Genomic DNA, 23,192 nt, shown 5'->3' with positions numbered 1-23,192 from the left:
TTTGTACTGGGCAGAAAGACGAAAGGCCGCATGTAGCGGCCTTTCCATTTGGTAAATCTTTCAGCTTGTTAGCGTCCAGAGCTCATATGCGCTCTGGACGGAACCATTTGTATGATGGCTGAGAGCCGTCATACAAATGGTGGCGCCACGCGCCATGTCTAACAAAAATAGACTCCAGCCCACGTGGATATTGCGCAAACAGCTCCTAATTTAGGAGCATTTCTGACTCGCGGGGGATGCTGCTACGCAGCCGACAACAGACTCTCAAACGGAATCTGCAATCCATCGTGCAACTTCCTGATCATTTGCAGGCTCAAGCCGCGTTTGCGGTTTAGCACCTCAGACACACGGCCACTGGAGCCCAGGAAAGGCTCCAGGTCTTTGGGCGTCAGGTTTTGTTGTTCCATCCGAAATTTGATGGCCTCTATGGGGTCGGCTGGACCAATGGGGTAATGTTTGCGTTCGTACGCTTCGATCAGTGCGACCCAAATTTCCATTTCATCGAATTGCTCGGAACCTTCGGGTGCCTGAAACACCAGTTCCAGCTGCTTGAACGCAGCACGCAAGTCATCGTCATTGCGAATCGGCTTAATAGTCATTGACGGTCTCCACGTTGATCTGGTCGTACTGGGCATGGGTGCCAACAAACTTGACCCAAGCAATGCCCGCTCGGTATTGCATCTCCACAACAAGGCGGTACTTGTTGCCAGCAATGTTGAACACCACACGGTTGTTCCCGCAAATGCTTGCATGGCTGTACTGGTCCTTGATGCTTTGCGGGCTTACCCAGTTGGCCTTGAGCGCTTCGTCGTGCCAGCTCTGCAATGCACCTTTGGAATCCGCCCGTCCCGGCAGATTCCAAAATTTGACCAAACTGCTCTTCGCAATCACGCGCATGAATTTTACTCCCAAATTGGGAGATTTATCGCTATGGGTATTACTCCACCCGCGTTATGCCGGATGGCTTGAAGCCCAGGTCTGCCGCCTTGCCCTTGCGGCCGCGTGCGGCGCGGGCATTGTTCAGGCTGCGGATTTCCAGGGTCTCATCGCGATCCTTGCCACCGCGGCCGATGCCGGAGATACGGATGCTGCGCGTGTAGGCCGCAGCGCCAGCCAGGGTGTCTTTGGCTTCCAGGTCGATCAGCATGAGGCCCCGGCCGCCCTTCTCCATGGTCTTGAGTTCGGTGATCTCGAACGTGAGGATGCGGCCCAGCGTGGACGCGCAGGCCACGTGGGTCGCGGGTGCCACCACCGCGGCAGGCGTGCCTGCCACGGTGACCTTGCCTTGTGCACCCGCAACCAGCGATGGGGCGCACAGGGTTTCGCCCTCGCCCACGCCCACAAAGGCCTTGCCGGCCTTCTGGCGCGAAATCATGTTCTCCACGCTGGCGATAAAACCATAGCCACCCGAGCTGGACAGCAGCAACGTAGCCGCAGCAGGGCCGGCAAAGTAATGCAGGATCTGCGTGCCGCTTTCCAGTTCGATGAGCGTGGTGACGGGCTGGCCATCGCCGCGGCCACCAGGCAGTAGTGAGACAGCCACCGAGTAGATACGCCCGTTGGAGCCGAACACCAAGAGCGTGTCAACACTGCGGCATTCAAACGTGCCGTACAGGCCGTCGCCCGCCTTGAAGGCAAAGGTGGAGGCTTCGTGGCCATGGCCGGTGCGTGCTCGCACCCAGCCTTTTTCACTGATCACCACGGTCACCGGTTCGTCCACCACCTTGACTTCGGCCACAGCCTTTTTCTCGGTCTGGATCAGCGTGCGGCGCGGGTCGGCAAACACCTTGGCGTCAGCTTCGATCTCTTTAACCATCAGGCGGCGCAGCGCGGCGGGGCTGCCCAGAATTTCTTCCAGCTTGCCTTGCTCGCCGCGCAGTTCGGCCAGCTCCTGCTCGATCTTGATGGCTTCCAGCCGCGCGAGTTGGCGCAGACGGATTTCGAGAATGTCTTCGGCCTGGCGGTCCGACAGACGGAAGCGCTCAATCAACGCAGCCTTGGGCTCATCCGACTGGCGGATGATGGCGATGACTTCGTCGATGTTCAGCAGAACGGTCTGCCGGCCCTCCAAGATATGGATGCGGTCCAACACCTTGTTCAGGCGGTGGCGGCTGCGCTTTTCGATGGTGGTTTGTCGGAACGCGATCCACTCGTTGAGCATCTGGCGCAGCGACTTCTGTGTGGGCCGGCCATCCAGCCCCACCATGGTCAGATTGATGGGCGAGGAAGTTTCCAGGCTGGTGTGGGCCAACAGCGCAGTGATCAATTCCTGCTGCTCGATGCGGCTGGTCTTGGGCTCGAACACCAGGCGCACCATGGCGTCCTTGTTCGATTCGTCGCGCACCACGTCCAGCACACTCAAGATACTGGCTTTGAGTTGCGTTTGTTCTTGCGACAGCGCCTTCTTGCCGGCCTTGACCTTGGGGTTGGTCAGCTCTTCGATTTCTTCCAGCACACGCTGGCTGCTGACACCGGGCGGCAACTCCGTCACCACCAGCTGCCATTGGCCGCGCGCCAGGTCTTCGATCTTCCAGCGCGCACGCACCTTGAGCGAACCACGGCCGGTGCGGTAGGCATCTGCAATGTCTTGCGCCGGGCTGATGATCTGGCCGCCGCCGGGAAAATCGGGGCCGGGCACCAGGGCGTACAGCTCGGCATCCGCCAGCGCGGGCGTCTTGATCAGGGCCACGCAGGCGTCGGCAATCTCGCGCAGGTTGTGGCTGGGGATTTCGGTGGCCAGGCCCACGGCAATGCCGCTGGCGCCGTTCAGCAAGCTAAACGGCAGGCGCGCGGGCAGCTGGCAGGGCTCTTCGGTGGAGCCGTCGTAGTTGGGCTGAAACTCCACCGTGCCCTGGTCGATTTCTTCGAGCAGCAGCGTGGTGATCTTGGCCAGGCGAGCCTCGGTGTAGCGCATAGCCGCGGCACCGTCGCCGTCACGCGATCCAAAGTTGCCCTGGCCATCGACCAGCGGGTAGCGCTGCGAAAAGTCTTGCGCCATGCGCACCAGCGCGTCGTACGCGGATTGGTCGCCGTGCGGGTGAAAGCGGCCCAACACATCGCCCACTACGCGCGCGCTCTTCACTGGCTTGGCACCGGCGTTGCCATTGGCCCCGCCAAAGCCCAGGCCCATGCGCGACATGCTGTACAGAATGCGGCGCTGCACGGGCTTCAATCCGTCGCAGACATCAGGCAGCGCACGGCCCTTGACGACGGACAAGGCGTATTCGAGGTAGGCGCGCTGGGCGTAGGTGGCCAGGTTCAGTTCGCTGTCATCGCCGGGGGCGGCGGGTTCGGGGATCAGGTCGAGCGTGGTTTGGTCAGTCATGTTTCTTAATCAACAGCAATCGGAGTGTCCGGCAACGGCAGACGCTGCAAGGGCGCCACCATGTTGCCGCGGCCTGCGGCACCGCCCAGGGCCACGCCCTGTGCAGCGCCCGGCGCTTTCAAAATATAGGGATCACGGGCGCCGGCCAGCACGTAGCCCTCGCCATAGGTGGCTTTCACGCGACCGTCCAGCGTCTTGCTCACCTTGGCCACGGGCACGGGCTTAAGCGCGGCATATAGCTCGCCCACAGTGGCCACGTAGTTTTGCGTTTCTTTGTAGTTGGGCACCTTGTTGCCCGCCCGCTGCACGGCCCCCTCACCCGCGTTGTACGAGGCCAGCGCCAAGTCCAGCTTGCCGGGGAACATATCGATGAGCAGGCGCAGGTAACGCGTGCCCAGGTTGATATTGGTTTTGGGGTCAGCCAGCTTGGCCTCGACGGACAGCCAGCGGTCGCTGTCCACGCCAAAACGGCGTGCGGTATCGGGCATCACCTGCATGAGGCCGATGGCGCCTTTGGGCGACACGGCGGTGGTATCAAACCCTGATTCGGCGGCCACCAGGGCCTGCAGCAGCTCGTAATCCACGCGGTAACGCGCCGCCGCTTCTTTGAGCAGCGGCCGGATCTTGCCGTAGCGCGGGGAGGACTCGAAAAACTGGGCCAGCTTGGGGTTGATTTCGGGGGCCGCGGGCGCAGCCATCGCGCCAGCGCCCGGAGCGGAAGGCAGTACCGGTGCCCGGTAAAACAGGCTGTAGCGCGCGTCCACCTGCTCGGCTGCAAAGTGGCTGTGGCCCTGCTCGTCCACCCACACCCAAACGTCCGCTTGGGCATGAAATGAGGCCATAGCCCCAATCAAAAGTGCGCAAGCAGCTATTCTTTTCATAGCAATCAGACGTCGATCTCCACCGAGTCGCCATGCAGCTCCATCAGCTCACGGCGCGCCGCGGCTTCGCCCTTGCCCATAAGTTTGGTGATCAACGCCTCGGTCGCGCCGAAGTCGATGGCGCCCAGCGCTACCGGCAGCAGGCGGCGCGTGTCGGGGTTCAGCGTGGTGTCCCACAGCTGCTCGGCATTCATCTCGCCCAGCCCCTTGAAGCGGCTGATGGACCAAGCGCCCTCGCGCACGCCTTCCTTGCGCAGTTTGTCCAAGATGGCGGTCAACTCCCCTTCGTCCAGCGCATAGGCCTTGCTGGCGGGTTTTTTGCCACGGGCTGGCGCGTCCACACGGAACAGCGGGGGGCGCGCCACAAACACGTGGCCGGTTTCGATCAGCTTGGGGAAATGGCGGAAGAACAGCGTGAGCAGCAGCACCTGGATGTGCGAGCCGTCCACGTCCGCATCACTCAGGATGCAGACCTTGCCGTAGCGCAGGCCACTCATGTCGGGGGTGTCGTTGGGGCCGTGCGGGTCCACACCAATGGCGACCGAAATGTCGTGAATTTCGTTGTTGGCAAACAGGCGGTCGCGGTCCACTTCCCAGGTGTTGAGCACCTTGCCGCGCAGCGGCAGGATGGCCTGGTTTTCCTTGTCGCGGCCCATCTTGGCGCTGCCACCAGCGGAGTCGCCCTCGACCAGGAACACCTCGTTGTAGGCAATGTCGCGGCTTTCGCAGTCGGTCAGTTTGCCGGGCAACACAGCCACGCCACTGCTCTTGCGCTTCTCGACCTTTTGGCCGGCCTTCTGGCGCGTCTGCGCAGCCTTGATGGCCAGTTCGGCCAGCTTTTTGCCGTAGTCCACATGCTGGTTAAGCCACAGCTCCAGCGTCGGGCGCACAAAGCTACTCACCAAGCGCACGGCATCGCGCGAATTCAGGCGCTCCTTGATCTGGCCCTGGAACTGTGGGTCCAGCACTTTGGCGCTCAACACATAGCTAGCCCGGGCAAACACGTCTTCGGGCATCAGCTTCACGCCCTTGGGCAGCAGGCTGTGCAATTCGATAAAACTTTTCACCGCAGTGAACAGGCCGTCGCGCAATCCGCTCTCATGCGTGCCGCCGGCGCTGGTGGGAATCAAATTCACATAACTCTCGCGCACCGGCTGACCTTCTTCGGTAAAGGCCACACACCAGGAGGCGCCCTCGCCTTCGGCAAAGTTGTCGCTCTGGCTGTCGGCAAACCCTTCGCCGTCGAACAGCGGAATGACAGGGTCGCCATTCAGGGTTTGCATCAAATAGTCTTTGAGGCCACCCTTGTAGAGCCAGTTCTGGCTGTCCTTGGTCTTCTCGTTCACCAGCGTCACGCTCACACCCGGCATGAGCACGGCCTTGCTGCGCAGCAGGTGGGACAGCTCGCCCATGGGCAACATGGCGGACTCGAAATATTTGGGATCGGGCCAGACACGCACGGTAGTGCCCTGCTTGCGGTCGCCCTCGCCCGCCTTGCGGATCTCCAGCGCCTCGGTCACGTCACCGCCCTCAAATACCAAGCGGGCCACCGAGCCCTCGCGGTAACTGGTCGCTTCCAGGCGCTTACCCAGGGCATTGGTCACCGACACACCCACGCCATGCAGGCCGCCCGAGAAGCTGTAGGCGCCGCCCTTGCCCTTGTCGAACTTGCCACCCGCGTGCAGGCGGGTGAACACCAGCTCGATCACCGGGGCGTTTTCTTCAGGGTGCATGCCAAACGGGATGCCGCGGCCATCGTCTTCGATGCCCACCGAGCCATCGGCGTGCAGGGTGACCTTGATCTTCTTGCCATGCCCGGCCAGTGCCTCGTCGGCGGCGTTGTCCAGCACTTCCTGGATGATGTGCAGGGGGTTGTCCGTGCGGGTGTACATGCCCGGGCGCTGTTTAACGGGCTCCAGGCCTTTGAGCACGCGGATCGACGATTCGGAATATTCGGGGGGTGGTTTCACTGCCATAGTGGGCGAATTGTAGTGTGGCTCCGGGGAAACAACTGTATGAACATACAGAAACCTAAAGACCGGGAGCCGCCGAGTTTGTCACAGCCGCTGCAGCGGGGGCTAGGCAAACGGGCTACATTTCAGCGATGACTTCGCCCCACAAACCGCTTTCCATCGTCCAGATCCTGGCCTGCGGCGCCACCATCGTCACCCTGTCCATGGGCATCCGCCACGGGTTTGGCCTGTGGCTGCAGCCGATTACCCAAGCCCAGGGCTGGACGCGCGAGACCTTTGCCTTCGCCATCGCCATCCAGAACCTGGTCTGGGGCCTATCCGGCATTTTTGCCGGCATGGTGGCAGACCGTTTTGGCGCCTTCCGTGTGGTGGTGGGCGGCGCGGTGTTGTACGCGCTGGGCCTGGTCGGCATGGCCTACGCCAACACGCCTTTGCTGTTTTCGCTGTCCAGCGGCGTGCTGATCGGCATGGCGCAGGCAGGCACCACCTATGCAGTCATTTACGGCGTGATCGGGCGCAATGTGTCGCTGGAGAAGCGCTCCTGGGCCATGGGCGTGGCCGCCGCGGCGGGGTCGTTTGGGCAGTTTTTGATGGTGCCCACCGAGGGCTTTCTGATCAGCAGCCTGGGCTGGCAGCAGGCGCTGGTGGTGTTGGGCGCGGCCGCGCTGCTGATGATTCCGTTGGCCTGGGGCCTGCGCGAACCCGGTTTTGGCGGTGCCACAGCACCCAAGCGCGAGCAGTCGATTGGGCAAGCGCTGCGTGAAGCCTTCAAGTACCCGAGCTTTCAGCTGCTGATGGCGGGCTACTTTGTCTGTGGCTTCCAGGTAGTGTTCATCGGCGTGCACATGCCTAGCTACCTCAAAGACAAGGGCCTGTCACCCCAGGTGGCCAGTTACGCGCTGGCACTGATTGGCCTGTTTAACGTATTTGGCACCTATGCGGCGGGCGTTTTGGGTCAAAAAATGGCCAAGAAAAACATCCTCGCCTTCATTTACCTGGCGCGTGCAGTCGCCATCAGCGTGTTCCTGGTGGTGCCTTTGTCACCCGCCAGCGTCTACGTGTTTTCGTCTGTCATGGGCCTGTTGTGGCTGTCCACCATTCCGCCTACCAATGCCACGGTGGCGCAGATTTTCGGTGTGGCCCACCTGTCCATGCTGGGCGGTTTTGTGTTCTTCAGCCACCAGATTGGTTCTTTCATGGGCGTCTGGCTGGGGGGTTATCTGTATGACAAGACCGGCAGCTACGACATCGTCTGGTACATCGCCATTGCACTGGGCGTACTGGCTGCACTGGTGAACCTGCCGGTGCGTGAAGCGCCTATTCAGCGCACGGCGCTGGCGCACTGACGTGACCACCCGCCACCGCTTGGTCCTCTGGGGCGCCGTAGCCGCGGCGCTGCTGGGCGTGTTTTACCTCTACACCCAACCCGATTTTTTGGTGCAACTGGCCAACCAGGTTTGGGCCTGTTTTTGATGGACACCGCATGACCGATAACCTGAACACCACCATCATCACCGGCGCGTCCGACGGAATTGGCGCCGAAATGGCACGCCAGCTGGCTCGCCAACACGGGGGCAAAACAGCTTTGGTACTGGCGGCGCGCAACGCAGACTTGCTGCACGTCGTGGCCCAGCAGTGCACGGCGCTGGGTGCTCAGGTGCTGGTGGTGCCCACCGATGTGTCGGTGGAAGCCCAGTGTCGCGCTCTGGTGGAGCAGACGGTGCAGCGTTTTGGCCGGGTGGATGCACTGATCAACAACGCAGGCATCTCGGCGCAAGCCCTGTTCAGCGACGTGAAAGCCGAAGACCTGGGCTGGTACGAACAGCTCATGCGTATCAACCTGTGGGGCAGCGTCTGGTGCACCCACGCCGCCCTGCCCCACCTCAAGGCCAGCCGCGGCCATATCGTGGCCGTGTCCTCGCTGGCCGGTTTGGTGGGTGTGCCGGGGCGCACCGCCTACAGCGCGTCCAAATTCGCGATGGCCGGTTTCTTTGAAGCACTGCGAACAGAATTGCGCGGCGCTGGCGTGAGCGTGACCACTGCCTACCCCGGCGTGGTGCTCACCAATATTCGCAGTCGCGGGCTGAATGCGGCGGGCCATGCGGCCGGTTCCAGCGGCTTGAAAGAAGACAACGCGATGACCGTGGAAGCATGTGCACGGCTGATTCTGGACGGCATGGCCCGCCGCGAGCGCGAGGTGGTGATGACCACCAAGGGCAAACTGGGCCGCTTCCTCAAACTGCTGCTGCCCGGCGTGGTGGAAAAGATGGCACTGGCGGCCCTCAAAGACCACGTCAAACCGCAATGAGCACCAGCCCCACCACCCACGGCAGTGGTGCAGCCTCTGCCTGGGTACAGCGCTGGAGCCACTTGCTGCCCCCGGACGCCAGCGTATTGGACGTAGCCTGCGGCGCGGGCCGGCACTTGGCATGGTTTGCCAATCGCGGCCACGCGGCGACAGGCATTGACCGGGACACGACGCTGGCCACACAGCAGGTGCCTGCAGCCTCGCTGTTCACGGCCGACATCGAAAACGGGCCCTGGCCCCTGATGCAGAACGCAAAACCCCGGCAGTTTGGTGCCGTGGTGGTGACCAATTACCTGTGGCGCCCCTTGTTCCCCACGCTGCTGGACAGCGTGACCCCAGGTGGATTGCTCCTGTACGAGACCTTTGCTGCCGGCAACGAAACCGTGGGGCGGCCCAGCCGGCCTGACTTTTTGCTGCAACCTGGCGAACTGCTGACGGTGTGCACCGGCTGGCATGTAGTGGCGTTTGAACAGGGGTACCTGGAGAACCCAGCCCGCTTCGTCCAGCGCATTGCCGCTTTGCGTAGCTTTACCCACCCCGACTCTGGGGCTGTGCCGACCCGACACACACTCTAGTTAAAATGCTTGTTTACCGAACCCACCATACAACATGAACGCTTCCAAAGGTCCAATCAGGGGCAGCATCGTAGCCCTCATCACTCCGATGCTCGACGACGGCTCCGTGGACTATCCCGCGCTGCGCAAACTGATTGACTGGCACATTGCCGAAGGCACTGACTGCATCGGTGTGGTCGGTACCACCGGCGAGTCCCCTACGGTGAGCGTGGATGAGCATTGCGAAATCATCCGCGTGTCGGTCGAACAGGCTGCAGGACGTGTTCCCATCATGGCCGGCTGCGGTGGCAACTCCACCCGCGAAGCCATTGCCCTGGCCAAGTTTGCCAAAGGCGTGGGTGCCGATTGCCAGTTGCAGGTTGTGCCCTATTACAACAAGCCCACGCAAGAAGGCCAGTTCCAGCACTTCAAGGCGATTGCCGAAGCCGCTGGCGATCTGCCCATCGTGCTGTACAACGTGCCTGGCCGCTCCGTGGCCGATATGGCACACGACACGGTGCTGCGCCTGGCTGAAGTGCCTGGCATCATCGGCATCAAGGAAGCCACCGGCAACATCGAACGCGCGCAGTGGCTGATCAAGGAAGCGCCCAAGGGCTTCTCCATCTACTCGGGCGATGACCCCACCGCCGTGGCCCTGATGTTGTGCGGCGGCCACGGCAATGTGAGCGTGACGGCCAACGTGGCGCCCCGCCTGATGCATGAGCTGTGCGTGGCCGCGATGGCGGGTAATGTGGCCCGCGCCATGGAGATTCAGCTGCAACTGCTGCCCCTGCACAAGGCCTTGTTTGTCGAATCCAACCCCATCCCCGTGAAGTGGGCCGTGGCCCGCATGGGCCACAGCAAACAGGCTCTGCGCCTGCCGCTGACACCATTGACTGCAGCCAGCCAGCCCGTGCTCGAACGCGCGCTGAAGACCTGCGGACTGATCTGAGCTTTTACGCTACTGGAACCCTCTGTGAATTTCACCTCCAAAGCTTTCTTGATTGGCATCACCCTGGCCCTGGGTGCATGTGGCACCCTGGAAACGGACAAGGTGGACTACCGGTCCACCGGCAAAGCCCCTACGCTGGACATCCCGCCCGACCTGACGCAGCTCTCCAAAGACACGCGCTACACCGTGGTGGATGGTGCGATTTCAGCATCTGGCTACCAAGCCAACCAAGCCACCAACAACAAGGTCGCGGTGGCAGCACTGAGCGTGGGTGATGTGCGCATTGAACGCGCCGGCAACCAGCGCTGGTTGGTGGTCAATCGCCCCGCCGACAAACTATGGGAGCCCGTGAAAGACTTCTGGCAAGAGAACGGTTTTTTGCTGGCGATGGACCAGAGCAATCTGGGCATCATGGAAACCGATTGGGCCGAGAACCGCGCCAAGATTCCACAAGATGCGATCCGCGCAGCCTTGGGCAAGTTGCTGGACTCGCTGTACTCCACCGCCGAGCGCGACAAGTTCCGCACCCGTCTGGAGCGCGATGCCAATGGCAACACCGAAATTTTCATCAGCCACCGCGGGGTGATTGAGGTCTACACAAACACGAGCGATAAACAGACCATGTGGCAACCCCGCCCTGCCGACCCTGAGCTGGAAGCCGAATTCCTGCGCCGTCTGATGGTCAAACTGGGGGTTTCGCAAGAGCAATCCAAAGCCCTGGTGGCCAACAGCGCGCCCAAACCCACGGCAGCCGTAACCACCGTGAATGGCCAGCCCGCTGTGAAGCTGGAAGAGGGTTTTGACCGCGCATGGCGCCGCGTGGGCCTGGCACTGGACCGCACCGGCTTCACCGTGGAAGACCGTGACCGCAAACAAGGCATTTACTTTGTGCGCTACGTGAGCACCACTTCCGAAAACTCTGAACCAGGTTTCTTCAGCAAAATGTTCAGTGGTTCGGGCAAGGACAATGAACCCACCAAATACCAGATTGCAGTGCGCAGCACGGGCGAGCTGTCCAACGTACTGGTACTGGACACCAATGGCCAACCCGAAACCTCGGCGATTGCGCAACGCATCGTCAAGGTGCTGGCGGACGACATCAAGTAAACGGTTGATTTCCGGTACCGCACACGCGGTACAGACGAAAAAAAACCACCTCGCGGTGGTTTTTTTCGTCTGCAAGCAGATTACTGCTTGGCTGGCTCGGAAGCAGCAGCTGCGGGGGCAGCAGCAGGAGCTTCAGCAGCAGGAGCAGCGGCTGGTGCGGGAGCAGCAGCAGGAGCTTCAACAGCGGGAGCAGCAGCAGGAGCTTCTTCTTTTTTACCGCAAGCAGCCAGGGCAGCAGCAGCGATCAAAGCTGCCAAAACGAGAGATTTGTTCATTTTTAAGTTCAAAAGTGAGTTAACGAAACAATTTCCGGAAATTGCCTAGGTGGCAAGCCACCCAGCACTGGCAAAAGCATTCGATCTCTTTCCCCAGAGCTCAAAATTATACAAGACCCAAAACAGTGCGTACGGGTAAACCCTCTGAAAGTGTTTAGAGGCCCAAAATTGTGCTCGGAAACCCCGGCGAACTCTGGCGTTGGCACTCTTCCAGTTCCTCTTTTAATAACACGCGGCGCTGTGGCTCATACCCTGTAACACCCGTGCTGCGCTCCAGATCCAGGCGTCGCATCACCCAGTGCGGACTCCACAATGCACTGGGAAATTCCGAGGCATCCACCTGCTTGCACACACGGCACTCCACCAAGTGGTCCCAGGTATTGCGCCATTGCACGAAGCGTGCGTGGTGCCGCTGCACCTCGTCAAAACGGTGGGCCAGCAACACCAAGCGACGCCCACTGCGGGACCAGGCCTGCAGCGACTCGACCACCGCTTTCTCACGCAGAGGCCAATCGAGAAAATTGGCGTCGCTCCACACCATCTGCGACCACCCCTCCTGTGCCGCACAGGCCAATGCATCACGCACCAACTGCGCAAACGCAGTGAGACCTTCAAATTTGCCCTCTGGCAAGGGCGGGCGCAACTCAGTCATCGGGATGCAACCAGCCTACGGCGCACCAATCTTCCATCAGTGCACGCGCGCCCGCGCTCAGGCGCTTAACCTCCGCGGCACTCAGACTGCGCGCATTGGCAAGGGTCTGCATCAGTTGCGCATCTTTGCCACCCGCGTTGAAACTTTCACCATTGATAAACACATGGTCCGCGTCGTAGAGCATGCGGGTCTTGCGGTCCAGGCGCACAGCACCCCGCACCTCGGGCTCGCCGCCATCAAACCAGACATTGGCTTTGGGCTCGCTCAGGTACTCCCCCACCGCACGGGCAATCGCTTTGGGGTCTTTCAAGGCCTCCTGCAAAGCAGCATGGGCAAAGTCCACCAATGCGGAGGGCATGGCGGCGCTGAGGTCCACGGCATCCTGCTTGGGGTCGCGGTACAGGCCAGGGCCCAACTCATCCACCGCCTGCTCGGCCAGGCGCTGCAAGATCTCTTGCGCCAACTCAGCACGGTCCGGGGAACGGAACCCAATGGAGTAGGTCATGCACTCGCCATCGGCAATGCCATCGTGCGCGTACTTGGGGGGCAAGTACAGCATGTCGCCCGGCTCCAGAACGAACTCCTCTTCGGGCTCGAAGTTCGCGAGGATTTTCAGCGGCATATCGGGCTGCAGGCTCAGGTCTTTCTGGAGGCCAATGCGCCATCGGCGCCGGCCGTGCGCTTGCAGCAGGAACACGTCGTAGCTGTCAAAGTGCGGCCCCACGCCACCGCCGTCGGTGGCATAGCTGATCATCACGTCGTCCAGGCGCGCATCGGGCACAAAGCGAAACTGGTTCATCAGGGCATGCAGGCGCTCGTCATGCAGGTCTACGCCCTGGACCAACAGCGTCCAGCCAGCCTGCTTGAAGGGTGGCAAAGCCTTGCGTGCAAACGGCCCGTGTTTAAAGCGCCAGCTGGATGCCCCCTTGGCAGAGGCCTGCACCACCAAGCGTGACTCCACTTCCTCCTGTGCGGCCAAGTCCAGCAACTCGGCCCGGTCCAGCAGCGGCGCAAAACCCGGAATCGCCTGCCGGATCACCAGCGGCTTTTTCTGCCAGTGGCGTTGCATAAAGGTTTTTGGCGAGAGTCCGCCCAGCAGCTGCAGTGGTTCTTGGATGTTCATGGGACAATTCTCCTATGGAAATCACACAACAATGCGTCGTTGCCCTGACCTGGACGCTGAAAGACACACTGGGCGAAGAACTGGACGTTTTGGACGATCCCGTGGAATTTTTATTGGGTGGCAACGACCTCTTGCCCCCCATTGAAGCAGCCCTGCAAGGCCATGTGGCGGGTGCCAAACTGGACCTGCAGATTGAACCCGAACAGGCCTTTGGCGACTTCAACGACCAACTGCTGTTTCTGGAGCCACGTGCGCTGTTTCCCGCAGAACTGCAGGAAGGCCTGACCATGGAAGGCCATGCGCTACCCGAAGGCTGCAACCCCAACGCGCCCAAAGACGCGCTCTACACCATCACCGACATTTACCCCGAACACGTGGTGCTGGACGGCAACCACCCGCTGGCCGGCATTGCCATTCGCATCAGCCTGAAGGTGGAATCGGTACGTGAAGCGACCGAGGAAGAAATTGGCCGCGGCACGGCTGGCACGGGTTTCTTCCGCATCCAGCCAGTGCACGCCTCTGCCCCCGGCAACGACACGCTGCACTAATCACCACATACGCGCGCCGTGCCTTCCTCAGGAACCCCGCGGAACCGGCTTTGCCGGGCCGCTGGGGTTGTCCCCCTCCGGGGGAGAGGGGGCTACACGCAGTGAGCCCCAACAGGGGGATTAACTTTTCCCGGTCGAGCCGTAGCCGCCTTCGCCACGCTGTGAAGCGGGAAACTCCGACACCACATTGAACTGCGCCTGCACCACCGGCACGATCATGAGCTGCGCAATGCGCTCCATGGGCTGGATGGTGAATTCCACGGCGCTGCGGTTCCAGGCGCTGACCATCAGTTGGCCCTGGTAATCGCTGTCAATCAAACCCACCAGATTACCCAGCACGATGCCATGTTTGTGGCCCAAGCCCGAACGCGGCAGGATCAGCGCCGCATAGGCCGGATCTTCAAGATAGATGGCCATGCCGGTGGGCACCAGCTGCCAGGCATTGGGCGCCAGAGTCAGTGGCGCATCCAGGCAGGCGCGCAAATCCAGCCCCGCACTGCCCGGCGTGGCATAGCTGGGCAGGTTGTCATGCAGGCGGCTGTCGAGGATTTTGACGTCAATTTTCATGGTCGGGGTTCAGTGGGTGGCACGTTGGCGCTTGGCAATTTCGGCAACCAGTTGCCGGGCCAACGCGAGTTTGGAGTTGCGGGGAAGTTCTTGCGCGCCTTGGGCGTCGACCAGCAGCAGCGCGTTGTCGTCTTGCCCAAAGGTGGCGGGGCCGATGTTACCGACCAACAGCGGCACACCCTTACGCGCACGCTTGGTCGTGGCGTGGGCCAGCAGGTCATGGCTCTCGGCGGCAAAGCCTACACAGAACAGTGCACCGCTGGTGGCACGCGGCGAATGGGCGATTTCTGCCAGGATGTCCACGTTTTCGACAAAGCCCAACACGGGGGTGTTGCCGGAACCGTCTTTCTTGATTTTCTGGTCTGCAGCCTGTGCCGGGCGCCAGTCGGCCACCGCAGCAGTTGCTACAAAAATAGTAGCTGTTAGCGCATACTCCACGCAGGCTACGTGCATATTTTGTGCAGATCTCACATCTACACGCTGCACGCCACGAGGGGTGGGCAAGGACACGGGCCCGGCCACCAGTGTGACCTCTGCGCCCGCTTCACGTGCTGCGCGGGCAATGGCAAAGCCCATCTTGCCGCTAGACAGGTTGGTGATGCCACGCACCGGGTCAATCGCCTCAAACGTGGGGCCTGCAGTCACCAGCACTTGTTGACCGGCCAGCACCTTGGGCTGGAAGAAAGCAATCACGTCTTCCAGTAGTTCCTGCGGCTCCAGCATGCGGCCGTCACCAGTTTCGCCACAGGCCTGGAAGCCGCTGCCCACACCCAGCAAGGTGGCGCCATCTGCCTGCAGTTGCGCCAGGTTACGCTGCGTGGCGGGGTGCGCCCACATCTCGCGATTCATGGCGGGGGCAATCAACAGCGGCACGGATTCGATGGGACGGGCCAGGCACATCAGGCTCAGCAAATCATCAGCACGGCCATGCAGCAGTTTGGCCATGAAGTCGGCGCTGCACGGTGCAATCAAAATCGCGTCGGCTTCACGGCTCAGATTGATGTGGGGCATGTTGTTGCGCTCACGCGCATCCCACTGCGAGTCGTACACCGGGCGGTTGCTCAACGCCTGCATGGTCACAGGTGTGATGAACTGCGCAGCCGCATCCGTCATCACCACCTGCACGGTGGCGCCCTGCTTGATCAATGCGCGACACAACTCGGCCGCCTTGTAACAAGCGATGCCGCCAGTGAGCCCCAGAACAATGTGTTTACCTGATAAATCCATGGAGTGCCTCTAGAGCCGAGGACCGCAATGTAGCAGACGCCTATAATCTCGCTTTACCACCTCATCGAACCCATAGGTTCGCCCCTGACATGACCAAATTTGTCTTCGTCACCGGCGGTGTGGTGTCTTCCCTTGGCAAGGGAATCGCCTCAGCCTCCTTAGCTGCGATTCTGGAATCGCGGGGCCTGACAGTCACCCTCATCAAGCTTGACCCCTACCTCAACGTAGACCCCGGCACCATGTCGCCCCTTCAGCACGGCGAGGTGTTTGTCACCGACGACGGCGCAGAAACCGATCTGGACTTGGGCCACTACGAGCGTTTCATCGAAACGCGCATGCGCAAGACCAACAATTTCACCACGGGCCAGATCTACAAGAGCGTACTCGACAAAGAGCGCCGTGGTGACTACCTGGGCAAGACCGTGCAGGTCATTCCCCATGTGACCAACGAAATCCAGGAGTTTGTGAAGCGTGGTGCACGCTTTGGCGAACCCGATGCGGTGGACGTGGCGATTGTGGAAATTGGTGGCACTGTGGGTGACATCGAGTCCCTGCCCTTCCTGGAAGCTGTGCGCCAGATGAGCCTGAAGCTCGGCCCCAACAACAGCGCCTTTGTGCATCTGAGCTATGTGCCCTGGATCGCGGCCGCTGGCGAACTCAAGACAAAACCCACACAGCACACGGCCAAGCAACTGCGCGAAATCGGCATTCAAGCCGACGCCTTGCTGTGCCGTGCAGACCGCCAGATTCCGGACGAAGAACGCCAAAAGATTTCGCTGTTCTCCAACGTGCCCGAGTGGGGCGTGATCTCCATGTGGGACGTGGACACGATTTACAAGGTGCCACGCATGCTGCACGAGCAGGGCCTGGATGGCCTGATCTGCGACAAGCTGCGCCTGAACACGCCCCCCGCCAACCTCAAGCGTTGGGACGATCTGGTGTACGAAACTGAACACCCCAAGGGTGAAGTCATCATCGCCATGGTCGGCAAATACGTGGACCTGACCGACAGCTACAAGTCGGTCAACGAAGCACTGCGCCACGCAGGCATGAAGAACCATGTGCGCGTGAAAATCGAACACGTGGATTCCGAAACCATCGACACTGCCAGCGTCAACCAGTTGGCCAAGTACGACGCCATCTTGGTGCCCGGCGGCTTTGGCAAACGTGGCATCGAAGGCAAGATCAGCACGGCACGTTTCGCCCGCGAAAACAAAGTGCCTTACCTGGGCATCTGCTTGGGCATGCAGGTGGCCACCATCGAATTCGCGCGCCACGTGGCAGGCCTCGCAGACGCCAACAGTACCGAATTCGAACCCGCTAGCCCCCACCCCGTGATCGCATTGATTACCGAGTGGAAAGATGCGGACGGCACCATCAAGACGCGCGATGCCAACTCCGACCTGGGCGGCACCATGCGCCTGGGTGCACAAAGCTCCGACGTGACCAAAGGCACCCTGGCCCACAAAATCTACGGCAATGTGGTGACCGAGCGCCACCGCCACCGGTATGAAGCCAACGTCAACTACCTGGAGCAATTGCGCCAAGCCGGTTTGGTCATTTCTGCGCTCACGCAGCGTGAACAGCTCACCGAAATCGTGGAGTTGCCCCAAGCCGTGCACCCCTGGTTTGTGGGCGTGCAATTCCACCCCGAATTCAAGTCCACGCCCTGGAACGGCCATCCGCTGTTCAATGCCTTCATCAAGGCCGCGGTGGACCACCAATCCGAAGGCAAGAATTTGAAAGCGGTCGCTTGATGAAACTGTGTGGTTTTGACATTGGCCTTGATCAACGCTTTTTTCTGATCGCCGGCACCTGCTCTATTGAAGGACTGGAAATGTCCATCGAGGTGGCAGGCCAGCTCAAGGAAGCATGCACCTCTCTGGGCATCCCCCTGATCTACAAAGGCTCCTTCGACAAGGCCAATCGATCCTCCGGCACCAGCAAACGCGGTGTCGGCTTGGACGCTGGCCTGAAAATTCTGGATGAGGTCCGCCGCCAGCTGCAATTGCCTATCCTGACCGATGTGCATGACGAATCCCATGTGGCCGAAGTCGCCAGCGTGGTAGACGTGCTGCAGACACCCGCCTTCCTGTGCCGCCAGACCGACTTCATCCGCGCGGTGGCCCAATCTGGCAAGCCGGTAAACATCAAGAAGGGGCAGTTCCTCGCGCCCTGGGACATGACAAACGTCATCGACAAGGCCCGCGCCGCCGCAGAAGACGCCGGGCTCTCCCCCGATCGTTTTCTGGCCTGTGAACGCGGCGTGAGCTTTGGCTACAACAACCTGGTGGCTGACATGACCAGCCTGGCCGAAATGCGCAAGTCGGGCGCGCCGGTGGTGTTCGACGTGACCCACTCGGTGCAAAAACCTGGTGGCCTGGGTGGCACCAGCGGTGGTGCGCGTGACATGGTACCCGTGCTGGCCCGCGCCGGTGTGGCGGCAGGCGTGGCCGGGCTCTTCATGGAGACCCATCCCAACCCCGCCGAAGCCTGGTCCGATGGCCCCAATGCCGTGCCACTCAAACACATGAAGGCATTGCTGGAAACCTTGGTGGCCTTGGATTCCGTAACCAAAAAAACTCCCTTGCTGGAAAACAATTTCCAGTAAGGCCCCGCATCATTCAGCCTGCCGTTTTGTTTGTCTGTTTTTGAACTTGAAAGAAACCCATGAGCGCAATTGTTGATATCGTCGGTCGCGAAATTCTGGACTCCCGTGGCAACCCCACGGTGGAATGCGATGTGTTGCTGGAGTCGGGCACCATGGGCCGTGCGGCTGTGCCTTCCGGTGCATCCACCGGTTCGCGCGAAGCCATCGAGCTTCGTGACGGTGACAAGAAGCGTTACCTGGGCAAAGGTGTTCTCAAGGCTGTCGAACACATCAACACCGAAATCTCCGAGGCTGTGTTGGGCCTGGATGCGTCTGAGCAAGCCTTCCTGGACAAGACCCTGATTGACCTGGACGGCACCGAAAACAAGAGCCGCCTGGGCGCCAACGCAATGTTGGCCGTGTCCATGGCTGTGGCCCGCGCAGCCGCTGAAGAAGCCGGCCTGCCCCTGTACCGCTACTTCGGTGGCATGGGCAGCGTGCAAATGCCTGTTCCCATGATGAACGTGATCAACGGTGGCGAACACGCCAACAACAACTTGGACCTGCAAGAGTTGATGATCATCCCCGTGGGCGCGCCCAGCTTCCGCGAAGCCCTGCGTTGGGGTGCCGAAGTGTTCCACGCGCTGAAGAAGATCCTGCACGACAAGGGCATCAGCACAGCCGTGGGCGACGAAGGTGGCTTTGCCCCCAACGTGGCCAACCACGAAGCCGCCATCCAGATGATTCTGGAAGCGATTGACAAGGCTGGCTATGTGGCCGGTGAACAAATCGCCCTGGGCCTGGACTGCGCAGCCTCCGAGTTCTACAAAGACGGCAAGTACGAGCTCGAAGGCGAAGGCATGAGCCTGACCGCACAAGAGTGGACCGATATGCTGGCCACCTGGGTCGACAAGTACCCCATCATCAGCATCGAAGACGGCATGGCCGAAGGCGACTGGGATGGCTGGAAAGTCTTGACCGACCGCCTGGGCGCCAAAGTACAAATCGTGGGTGACGACCTGTTCGTGACCAACACCAAGATTCTGAAAGAAGGCATCGACAAAGGCATTGCCAACTCGATCCTGATCAAGATCAACCAGATCGGCACGCTGTCTGAAACATTTGCAGCTATCGAAATGGCCAAGCGCGCAGGCTACACCGCCGTGATCAGCCACCGTTCGGGCGAGACCGAAGACTCCACCATCTCCGACATCGCCGTGGGCACCAATGCCGGCCAAATCAAGACGGGCTCCTTGAGCCGCTCCGACCGCATGGCCAAATACAACCAGTTGCTGCGCATCGAAGAGGACTTGGGTGATGTGGCTGTGTACCCCGGCCGCGCTGCTTTCTACAACCTCAAGTAAGTTCGAGTCCCGCTGAACCAACACCATGGCAAATCGCCTTGTTCCCGCTGCATTGATCGCCTTGCTGGTGATCTTGCACGGGCAACTGTGGTTCGGGCGGGGCAGTGTGCCCAATGTGTCCAAGCTGACTGGTCAGCTGGACGCACAAAAGCAGCACAACACCCAGGCTGCGCAAGCAAACGAGCGCTTGGCGGCCGAAATCAGCGACCTGCGTGAAGGTCTGGAAATTGTGGAAGAAAAAGCCCGTGCCGAGTTGGGCATGGTCAAGGCCAACGAAATTTACGTGCAGATCGCACGCTGACGCGCCCCCATGAAGATCGGTATTGTGGGCGCCGAGTGCAGCGGCAAATCAACGCTGTCCGCTGAACTGCACACCGCCTTGCACAGCCGCTATGCGTCGGTGGCGCTTATCCCTGAATACTTGCGCGAGTGGAGTGCACAGCACGGCCGCCCCCCGCAAGCCCACGAACAAGCCCACGTTGCCAATACCCAGGCTGCACGCATCCAGCAGGCCCAAGCCGCCTGCGTGGTCGCGGACACCACACCCTTGGTCACCGCCGTCTACAGCGAGGTGCTGTTCCATGACAGCAGCCTGTACGACAACGCAGTTACGTTTCAGCGCTCGTTCGACCTCACCCTACTGGCATGCCTGGACTTGCCCTGGGTCGCCGATGGCATTCAGCGCGACGGTGTGGCCATGCAACAGCGCATTGATGCACGGCTGCGGGACGTGTTGCTCGCACACCAGTTGCCATTTGCCACGGTGTACGGAGTTGGCCCCCAACGGCTGCAAGCAGCCCTGCAGGCGATAGACCATACCGATGCCGTGCGCCGCGCGCAGCTACCTGCAACCCAAGGCCCGGCGTGGACCTGGATCTGCGACACCTGCTCCGATGCGGACTGTGAGCACCGGCTGTTCAGCCGGCTCACCCAGCCGGCCTCAGTGCGCGTCTGAACCGCCGTCCAGGCGCTGCAAGGGGTCGGTAAACAGCTGGGCGGCATCCACCGGGTCAAAACGGTGCTGCGCCCCGCAAAATTCGCAGGACACCTCAATGTCATGGCGCTCGGACAGGATGCTTTCCACCTCCTCACGCCCCAGACTGACAATCATCTTGGCCACACGCTCGCGGCTGCAGCTGCACACAAAATGGGGCGCAGTCTCACCTACCAAAGGCTCGAAGCGGGTGACCTGCTCCTCCCAGAACAGGCGACGCAGAATCGTGTCCACATCCAGCGTCAACAACTCCTCGCGCTTGAGGCTGGCCGCCAAAGTAGCAATGCGGTTGTAGTGCTCATTGAGCCCAATCGCATCTTCGTTGTCCTTGGACACCATGCTGCCCGACAAATTGCCTTCACCCTGCATGGGCAGGCGCTGGATCAGCAGGCCTGCGGCGACCTTGTCATCGGCCGCCAACACGAGAGTGGTGTCCAACTGTTCACTCTGCAGCATGTAGTGCTCCAGCACCGCGCTCAGTTTTTCAATCGGCTGCCCGTGGTCATCGAACAACGGCACCACGCCCTGGTAGGGCTGCTGTCCGGGGAACTTGGTTTTGGGGTCCAGCGTGATGGCGCAACGCCCCTGGTTGGTGACATTCACCATCTGGCTTAGCGACAGGTCATGCGCCACCTCACCGGCCACTGTGGCAGTTGCACGCAGTTTCAAATCGGACTGCACCTCCACCACCGCCACCTGCACGGGGCCATCGCCAAATATCTGCAGCACCAAAGCCCCATCGAACTTGATGTTGGACTGCATCAGCACTGCTGCAGCGGTCATTTCACCCAGCATGTTTTGCACTGGCGCGGGATAGGCCCCCGTATGGGTGTTCGACGTGCGGCGACGCAGGATTTCTACCCAGGCGTCGGTCAAACGCACCACGGCACCACGTACCGGCAACCCATCAAACAAAAACTTGTGCAACTCAGACATGCACGTCTCCCTTCAAGCCAGCCCACGCAGGGCCAGCGGTTAAGCAATTTTCTTCAGTCCGTTTTTAAAGCGGTGCGCATTTTCGATGTAGTGCAAGGCACTCAGGCGTAAACCTGCCTGCTGCTCCGCGGACAGCTCCCGCACCACCTTGGCCGGGCTGCCCAGAATCATGGAACCATCTGGAAATTCCTTACCCTCGGTGACCAGCGATCCGGCCCCCACAATGCAGTCTTTGCCGATCCTGGCACCATTGAGCACGATGGCACCAATGCCGATCAGCGATCCGTCACCAATGGTGCAGCCATGGAGCATGACCTGGTGGCCCACCGTCACGTGGTCGCCAATCGTGAGTGGTTTGCCAATATCTGCATGCAACACACTCGCATCCTGGATGTTGGAGCCCTTGCCAATACGGATGGTTTCGGTGTCCCCGCGCAACACCGCGCCAAACCAGACACTGGCGTCTTCGGCCAAGTCCACATTGCCTATCACCTGGGCACTGTCAGCCACCCAAGCCGATTCGGCCACGCGCGGCGCAATCTGGTCAAGTTCATAAATAGCCATGGTCGCTCTCCAGACTGCTACAAAACTAGAATTGTAGAGATGGAACTTCGACACTGCGCTGCAAGCCTTTGAAATCTGTGATCCTGCCGAGAAGGTCGCGGCGGTGCAGCGCCTTGGATCCCACCAGGTCTCGCCTTGCGTGGACAGCCAGCGAACCTTTGTCTGGTCCGAGCACCCAGGGCGTCCGGCCCTACCCCAGTGGGTAGAACCGAAAGAAGTGCCACGGCACTCCCCATTTACGGCGGAAGGCCATGCCGCATTGATGCACTCCATCGCGCACATCGAATTTAATGTCATCAAGATAGCTTAAGTCTGGGCCTAAGGGCAAGCTTCACCAACTCTGGCATGGCCTCACCTATGACGATGGCAAGTTCAGCACCAAGCGTGCTGCCTACGTTGTCGGCTTGGTTGTAGCCTCAAACATAGTGCTGATCTTTGACGCGCTGACTTGGGATGTGCTGGCCGTGTACTTGGCTTATTGCTCAGGTCCGACCTCATTCCGCGACTTCCTGTCCTTCAAGGCAGGACCAAAGGCCTAGAACAAATCACCTGTTGTGGGCACCTTCGGCTTCAACGGCTTCACCTTCACTGGCAGTGGATCAGGCCTTGCTGTCATACGGTCTGCGTCCATCAAGTGCAGGAACGCCCTTGCCTGCTCCGGGTCCTTGCAGTTCAGCCAAGCGTCGTATTCGGCTGGCTCCAAAATCACCAGCGCCCTCTTTTCCTCACCCGGCTTGTGAAACTTGTTCATCAAGTGGTGGTTGTCGGCATTGACTGTGAGCTGAGTGAACGAATAGCTCTCCTTGCCATCAGGTTCGTCCCAGGTGCGCCACAGGCCAGCAACCGAAAATGGTTGTTCATCCGCAGTGCGAATAGTCCACCTGACGGACTACCCTGGACGTTCTGGGTCCTCTGACTCGTAGCGCGGCTCCCAATAGCCGGTCATTGGCACCAAGCAAAGCTGAGATTTCTTCCAAGCCTTTGAGAACGAGCGGAGCGTTTCTTCTTAGTAGTAGTGCACTTAATTGCGCTCGTAGTTTTGTGGTGCTAGTTTTTGCTGCTAGTTTTGGTGAGCGTGTTTGTGATGGTGGTTTTGTTGGTGGTTTTTCCGTCGAAATTTTGTCAGTTAATTTCACACACTTTTTTTGCAATGTGTTTAATTGACAAAAATTACTGACAATGATGTTGCGTGATCTGCAGTGATTTCTGATGATCGAATCTACCGTGCTAGTTGTTCGTACTGCTTAGTAGC

26 protein-coding genes are annotated in these 23,192 nt (G+C 60.4%); 14 read left to right on the top strand and 12 right to left on the bottom strand.

Annotated elements, in window-relative coordinates; genetic code table 11:
• Nucleotides 1–242 precede the first annotated feature (242 nt).
• From AC097A_RS07600 to AC097A_RS07580, 5 genes are read right to left on the bottom strand one after another with little or no spacing between them, the layout of a single operon-like run.
• Nucleotides 243–599 (bottom strand): transcriptional regulator, encoded by a 357-nt coding sequence (locus tag AC097A_RS07600; protein ID WP_315848616.1) that lies wholly within the window; start codon nucleotides 597–599, stop codon nucleotides 243–245.
• A complete protein-coding gene (locus AC097A_RS07595) occupies nucleotides 589–897 on the bottom strand; it encodes a type II toxin-antitoxin system HigB family toxin (RefSeq protein WP_315848615.1) in 309 nt (102 codons plus the stop codon). The genes AC097A_RS07600 and AC097A_RS07595 overlap by 11 nt, the downstream gene beginning before the upstream one ends.
• A 40-nt stretch (nucleotides 898–937) precedes the next feature.
• Nucleotides 938–3,325, bottom strand: a complete 2,388-nt coding sequence (gene parC, locus AC097A_RS07590; RefSeq protein ID WP_479620368.1) for a DNA topoisomerase IV subunit A — start codon at nucleotides 3,323–3,325, stop codon at nucleotides 938–940.
• 5 nt (nucleotides 3,326–3,330) lie between these two features.
• The gene (locus AC097A_RS07585) at nucleotides 3,331–4,167 is read right to left on the bottom strand and encodes a lytic transglycosylase domain-containing protein (protein WP_479620367.1); all 837 of its coding nucleotides are present in this window, start codon (nucleotides 4,165–4,167) and stop codon (nucleotides 3,331–3,333) included.
• A gap of 44 nt (nucleotides 4,168–4,211) precedes the next feature.
• Entirely contained in the window at nucleotides 4,212–6,182 is a 1,971-nt protein-coding gene (locus AC097A_RS07580) for a DNA topoisomerase IV subunit B (protein ID WP_479620366.1), read from the bottom strand.
• A 128-nt stretch (nucleotides 6,183–6,310) separates the two neighbouring features.
• On the opposite strand from AC097A_RS07580, the gene AC097A_RS07575 reads away from it, so the two are divergent.
• The 7 genes from AC097A_RS07575 to AC097A_RS07545 are packed head-to-tail and all read left to right on the top strand — an operon-like array spanning nucleotide 6,311 to nucleotide 11,398.
• Complete coding sequence (locus AC097A_RS07575) at nucleotides 6,311–7,525, top strand: MFS transporter (RefSeq protein ID WP_479620365.1); 1,215 nt, start codon at nucleotides 6,311–6,313, stop codon at nucleotides 7,523–7,525.
• 1 nt (nucleotide 7,526) lies between these two features.
• Complete coding sequence (locus tag AC097A_RS07570) at nucleotides 7,527–7,652, top strand: hypothetical protein (protein WP_315479960.1); 126 nt, start codon at nucleotides 7,527–7,529, stop codon at nucleotides 7,650–7,652.
• 22 nt (nucleotides 7,653–7,674) lie between these two features.
• Nucleotides 7,675–8,487, top strand: coding sequence for an SDR family oxidoreductase (locus tag AC097A_RS07565; RefSeq protein ID WP_479620939.1), 813 nt, complete (start codon nucleotides 7,675–7,677; stop codon nucleotides 8,485–8,487).
• Nucleotides 8,484–9,062, top strand: a complete 579-nt coding sequence (locus AC097A_RS07560) for a class I SAM-dependent methyltransferase (RefSeq protein ID WP_479620364.1) — start codon at nucleotides 8,484–8,486, stop codon at nucleotides 9,060–9,062. The genes AC097A_RS07565 and AC097A_RS07560 overlap by 4 nt, the downstream gene beginning before the upstream one ends.
• Before the next feature lie 34 nt (nucleotides 9,063–9,096).
• Entirely contained in the window at nucleotides 9,097–9,993 is an 897-nt protein-coding gene (dapA, locus tag AC097A_RS07555; protein ID WP_479620363.1) for a 4-hydroxy-tetrahydrodipicolinate synthase, read from the top strand.
• A gap of 24 nt (nucleotides 9,994–10,017) precedes the next feature.
• Nucleotides 10,018–11,100 (top strand): outer membrane protein assembly factor BamC, encoded by a 1,083-nt coding sequence (gene bamC / locus AC097A_RS07550; RefSeq protein WP_479620362.1) that lies wholly within the window; start codon nucleotides 10,018–10,020, stop codon nucleotides 11,098–11,100.
• A 4-nt stretch (nucleotides 11,101–11,104) separates the two neighbouring features.
• A complete protein-coding gene (locus AC097A_RS07545) occupies nucleotides 11,105–11,398 on the top strand; it encodes a hypothetical protein (protein WP_315848610.1) in 294 nt (97 codons plus the stop codon).
• A gap of 131 nt (nucleotides 11,399–11,529) precedes the next feature.
• On the opposite strand, the gene AC097A_RS07540 is transcribed toward AC097A_RS07545, so the two are convergent.
• Complete coding sequence (locus AC097A_RS07540; protein ID WP_479620361.1) at nucleotides 11,530–12,027, bottom strand: hypothetical protein; 498 nt, start codon at nucleotides 12,025–12,027, stop codon at nucleotides 11,530–11,532.
• Entirely contained in the window at nucleotides 12,020–13,150 is a 1,131-nt protein-coding gene (locus tag AC097A_RS07535) for a JmjC domain-containing protein (RefSeq protein WP_479620360.1), read from the bottom strand. The genes AC097A_RS07540 and AC097A_RS07535 overlap by 8 nt, the downstream gene beginning before the upstream one ends.
• A 14-nt stretch (nucleotides 13,151–13,164) precedes the next feature.
• Here AC097A_RS07535 and AC097A_RS07530 point away from each other — a divergent pair, with 14 nt between their 5' ends.
• Nucleotides 13,165–13,698 carry an FKBP-type peptidyl-prolyl cis-trans isomerase gene (locus AC097A_RS07530; protein WP_479620359.1) on the top strand — a complete coding sequence of 178 codons (534 nt, stop codon included), beginning with the start codon at nucleotides 13,165–13,167 and terminating at the stop codon, nucleotides 13,696–13,698.
• Between the two features lie 120 nt (nucleotides 13,699–13,818).
• Here AC097A_RS07530 and dut read toward each other — a convergent pair whose 3' ends face one another.
• Both dut and coaBC read right to left on the bottom strand, forming a co-directional pair.
• Nucleotides 13,819–14,265, bottom strand: coding sequence for a dUTP diphosphatase (dut, locus tag AC097A_RS07525; protein WP_479620358.1), 447 nt, complete (start codon nucleotides 14,263–14,265; stop codon nucleotides 13,819–13,821).
• 9 nt (nucleotides 14,266–14,274) lie between these two features.
• Nucleotides 14,275–15,492: a bifunctional phosphopantothenoylcysteine decarboxylase/phosphopantothenate--cysteine ligase CoaBC gene (gene coaBC / locus AC097A_RS07520; protein ID WP_479620357.1), complete on the bottom strand. Its 1,218-nt coding sequence runs from the start codon at nucleotides 15,490–15,492 to the stop codon at nucleotides 14,275–14,277.
• Between the two features lie 89 nt (nucleotides 15,493–15,581).
• On the opposite strand from coaBC, the gene AC097A_RS07515 reads away from it, so the two are divergent.
• From AC097A_RS07515 to AC097A_RS07495, 5 genes are read left to right on the top strand one after another with little or no spacing between them, the layout of a single operon-like run.
• A complete protein-coding gene (locus tag AC097A_RS07515) occupies nucleotides 15,582–17,249 on the top strand; it encodes a CTP synthase (protein ID WP_479620356.1) in 1,668 nt (555 codons plus the stop codon).
• A complete protein-coding gene (gene kdsA, locus AC097A_RS07510; protein ID WP_479620355.1) occupies nucleotides 17,249–18,103 on the top strand; it encodes a 3-deoxy-8-phosphooctulonate synthase in 855 nt (284 codons plus the stop codon). Before AC097A_RS07515 ends, kdsA begins: the two co-directional genes overlap by 1 nt.
• Nucleotides 18,104–18,162: 59 nt before the next feature.
• Nucleotides 18,163–19,446, top strand: coding sequence for a phosphopyruvate hydratase (gene eno / locus AC097A_RS07505; RefSeq protein ID WP_479620354.1), 1,284 nt, complete (start codon nucleotides 18,163–18,165; stop codon nucleotides 19,444–19,446).
• 25 nt (nucleotides 19,447–19,471) lie between these two features.
• Complete coding sequence (locus tag AC097A_RS07500; protein WP_479620353.1) at nucleotides 19,472–19,747, top strand: septum formation initiator family protein; 276 nt, start codon at nucleotides 19,472–19,474, stop codon at nucleotides 19,745–19,747.
• Between the two features lie 9 nt (nucleotides 19,748–19,756).
• The gene (locus AC097A_RS07495; RefSeq protein ID WP_479620352.1) at nucleotides 19,757–20,401 is read left to right on the top strand and encodes an AAA family ATPase; all 645 of its coding nucleotides are present in this window, start codon (nucleotides 19,757–19,759) and stop codon (nucleotides 20,399–20,401) included.
• Here AC097A_RS07495 and hslO read toward each other — a convergent pair.
• Together hslO and AC097A_RS07485 are read right to left on the bottom strand one after the other, a co-directional pair.
• Nucleotides 20,387–21,376 carry an Hsp33 family molecular chaperone HslO gene (gene hslO / locus AC097A_RS07490; protein ID WP_479620351.1) on the bottom strand — a complete coding sequence of 330 codons (990 nt, stop codon included), beginning with the start codon at nucleotides 21,374–21,376 and terminating at the stop codon, nucleotides 20,387–20,389. The genes AC097A_RS07495 and hslO overlap by 15 nt on opposite strands.
• A gap of 39 nt (nucleotides 21,377–21,415) precedes the next feature.
• Nucleotides 21,416–21,940, bottom strand: a complete 525-nt coding sequence (locus AC097A_RS07485) for a gamma carbonic anhydrase family protein (protein ID WP_479620350.1) — start codon at nucleotides 21,938–21,940, stop codon at nucleotides 21,416–21,418.
• Nucleotides 21,941–21,998: 58 nt separating this feature from the next.
• Here AC097A_RS07485 and AC097A_RS07480 point away from each other — a divergent pair, with 58 nt between their 5' ends.
• Nucleotides 21,999–22,250 carry a DUF455 family protein gene (locus AC097A_RS07480; RefSeq protein WP_479620938.1) on the top strand — a complete coding sequence of 84 codons (252 nt, stop codon included), beginning with the start codon at nucleotides 21,999–22,001 and terminating at the stop codon, nucleotides 22,248–22,250.
• 225 nt (nucleotides 22,251–22,475) lie between these two features.
• Here the strand turns inward: AC097A_RS07480 and AC097A_RS07475 are convergent, their stop codons facing one another.
• Entirely contained in the window at nucleotides 22,476–22,814 is a 339-nt protein-coding gene (locus AC097A_RS07475; protein WP_479620937.1) for an SOS response-associated peptidase family protein, read from the bottom strand.
• Between the last annotated feature and the right edge of the window lie 378 nt (nucleotides 22,815–23,192).

It is taken from the genome of Rhodoferax sp. XS2R6 (genome assembly GCF_056521365.1).
This window is presented reverse-complemented; position numbering and strand designations above follow the sequence as displayed.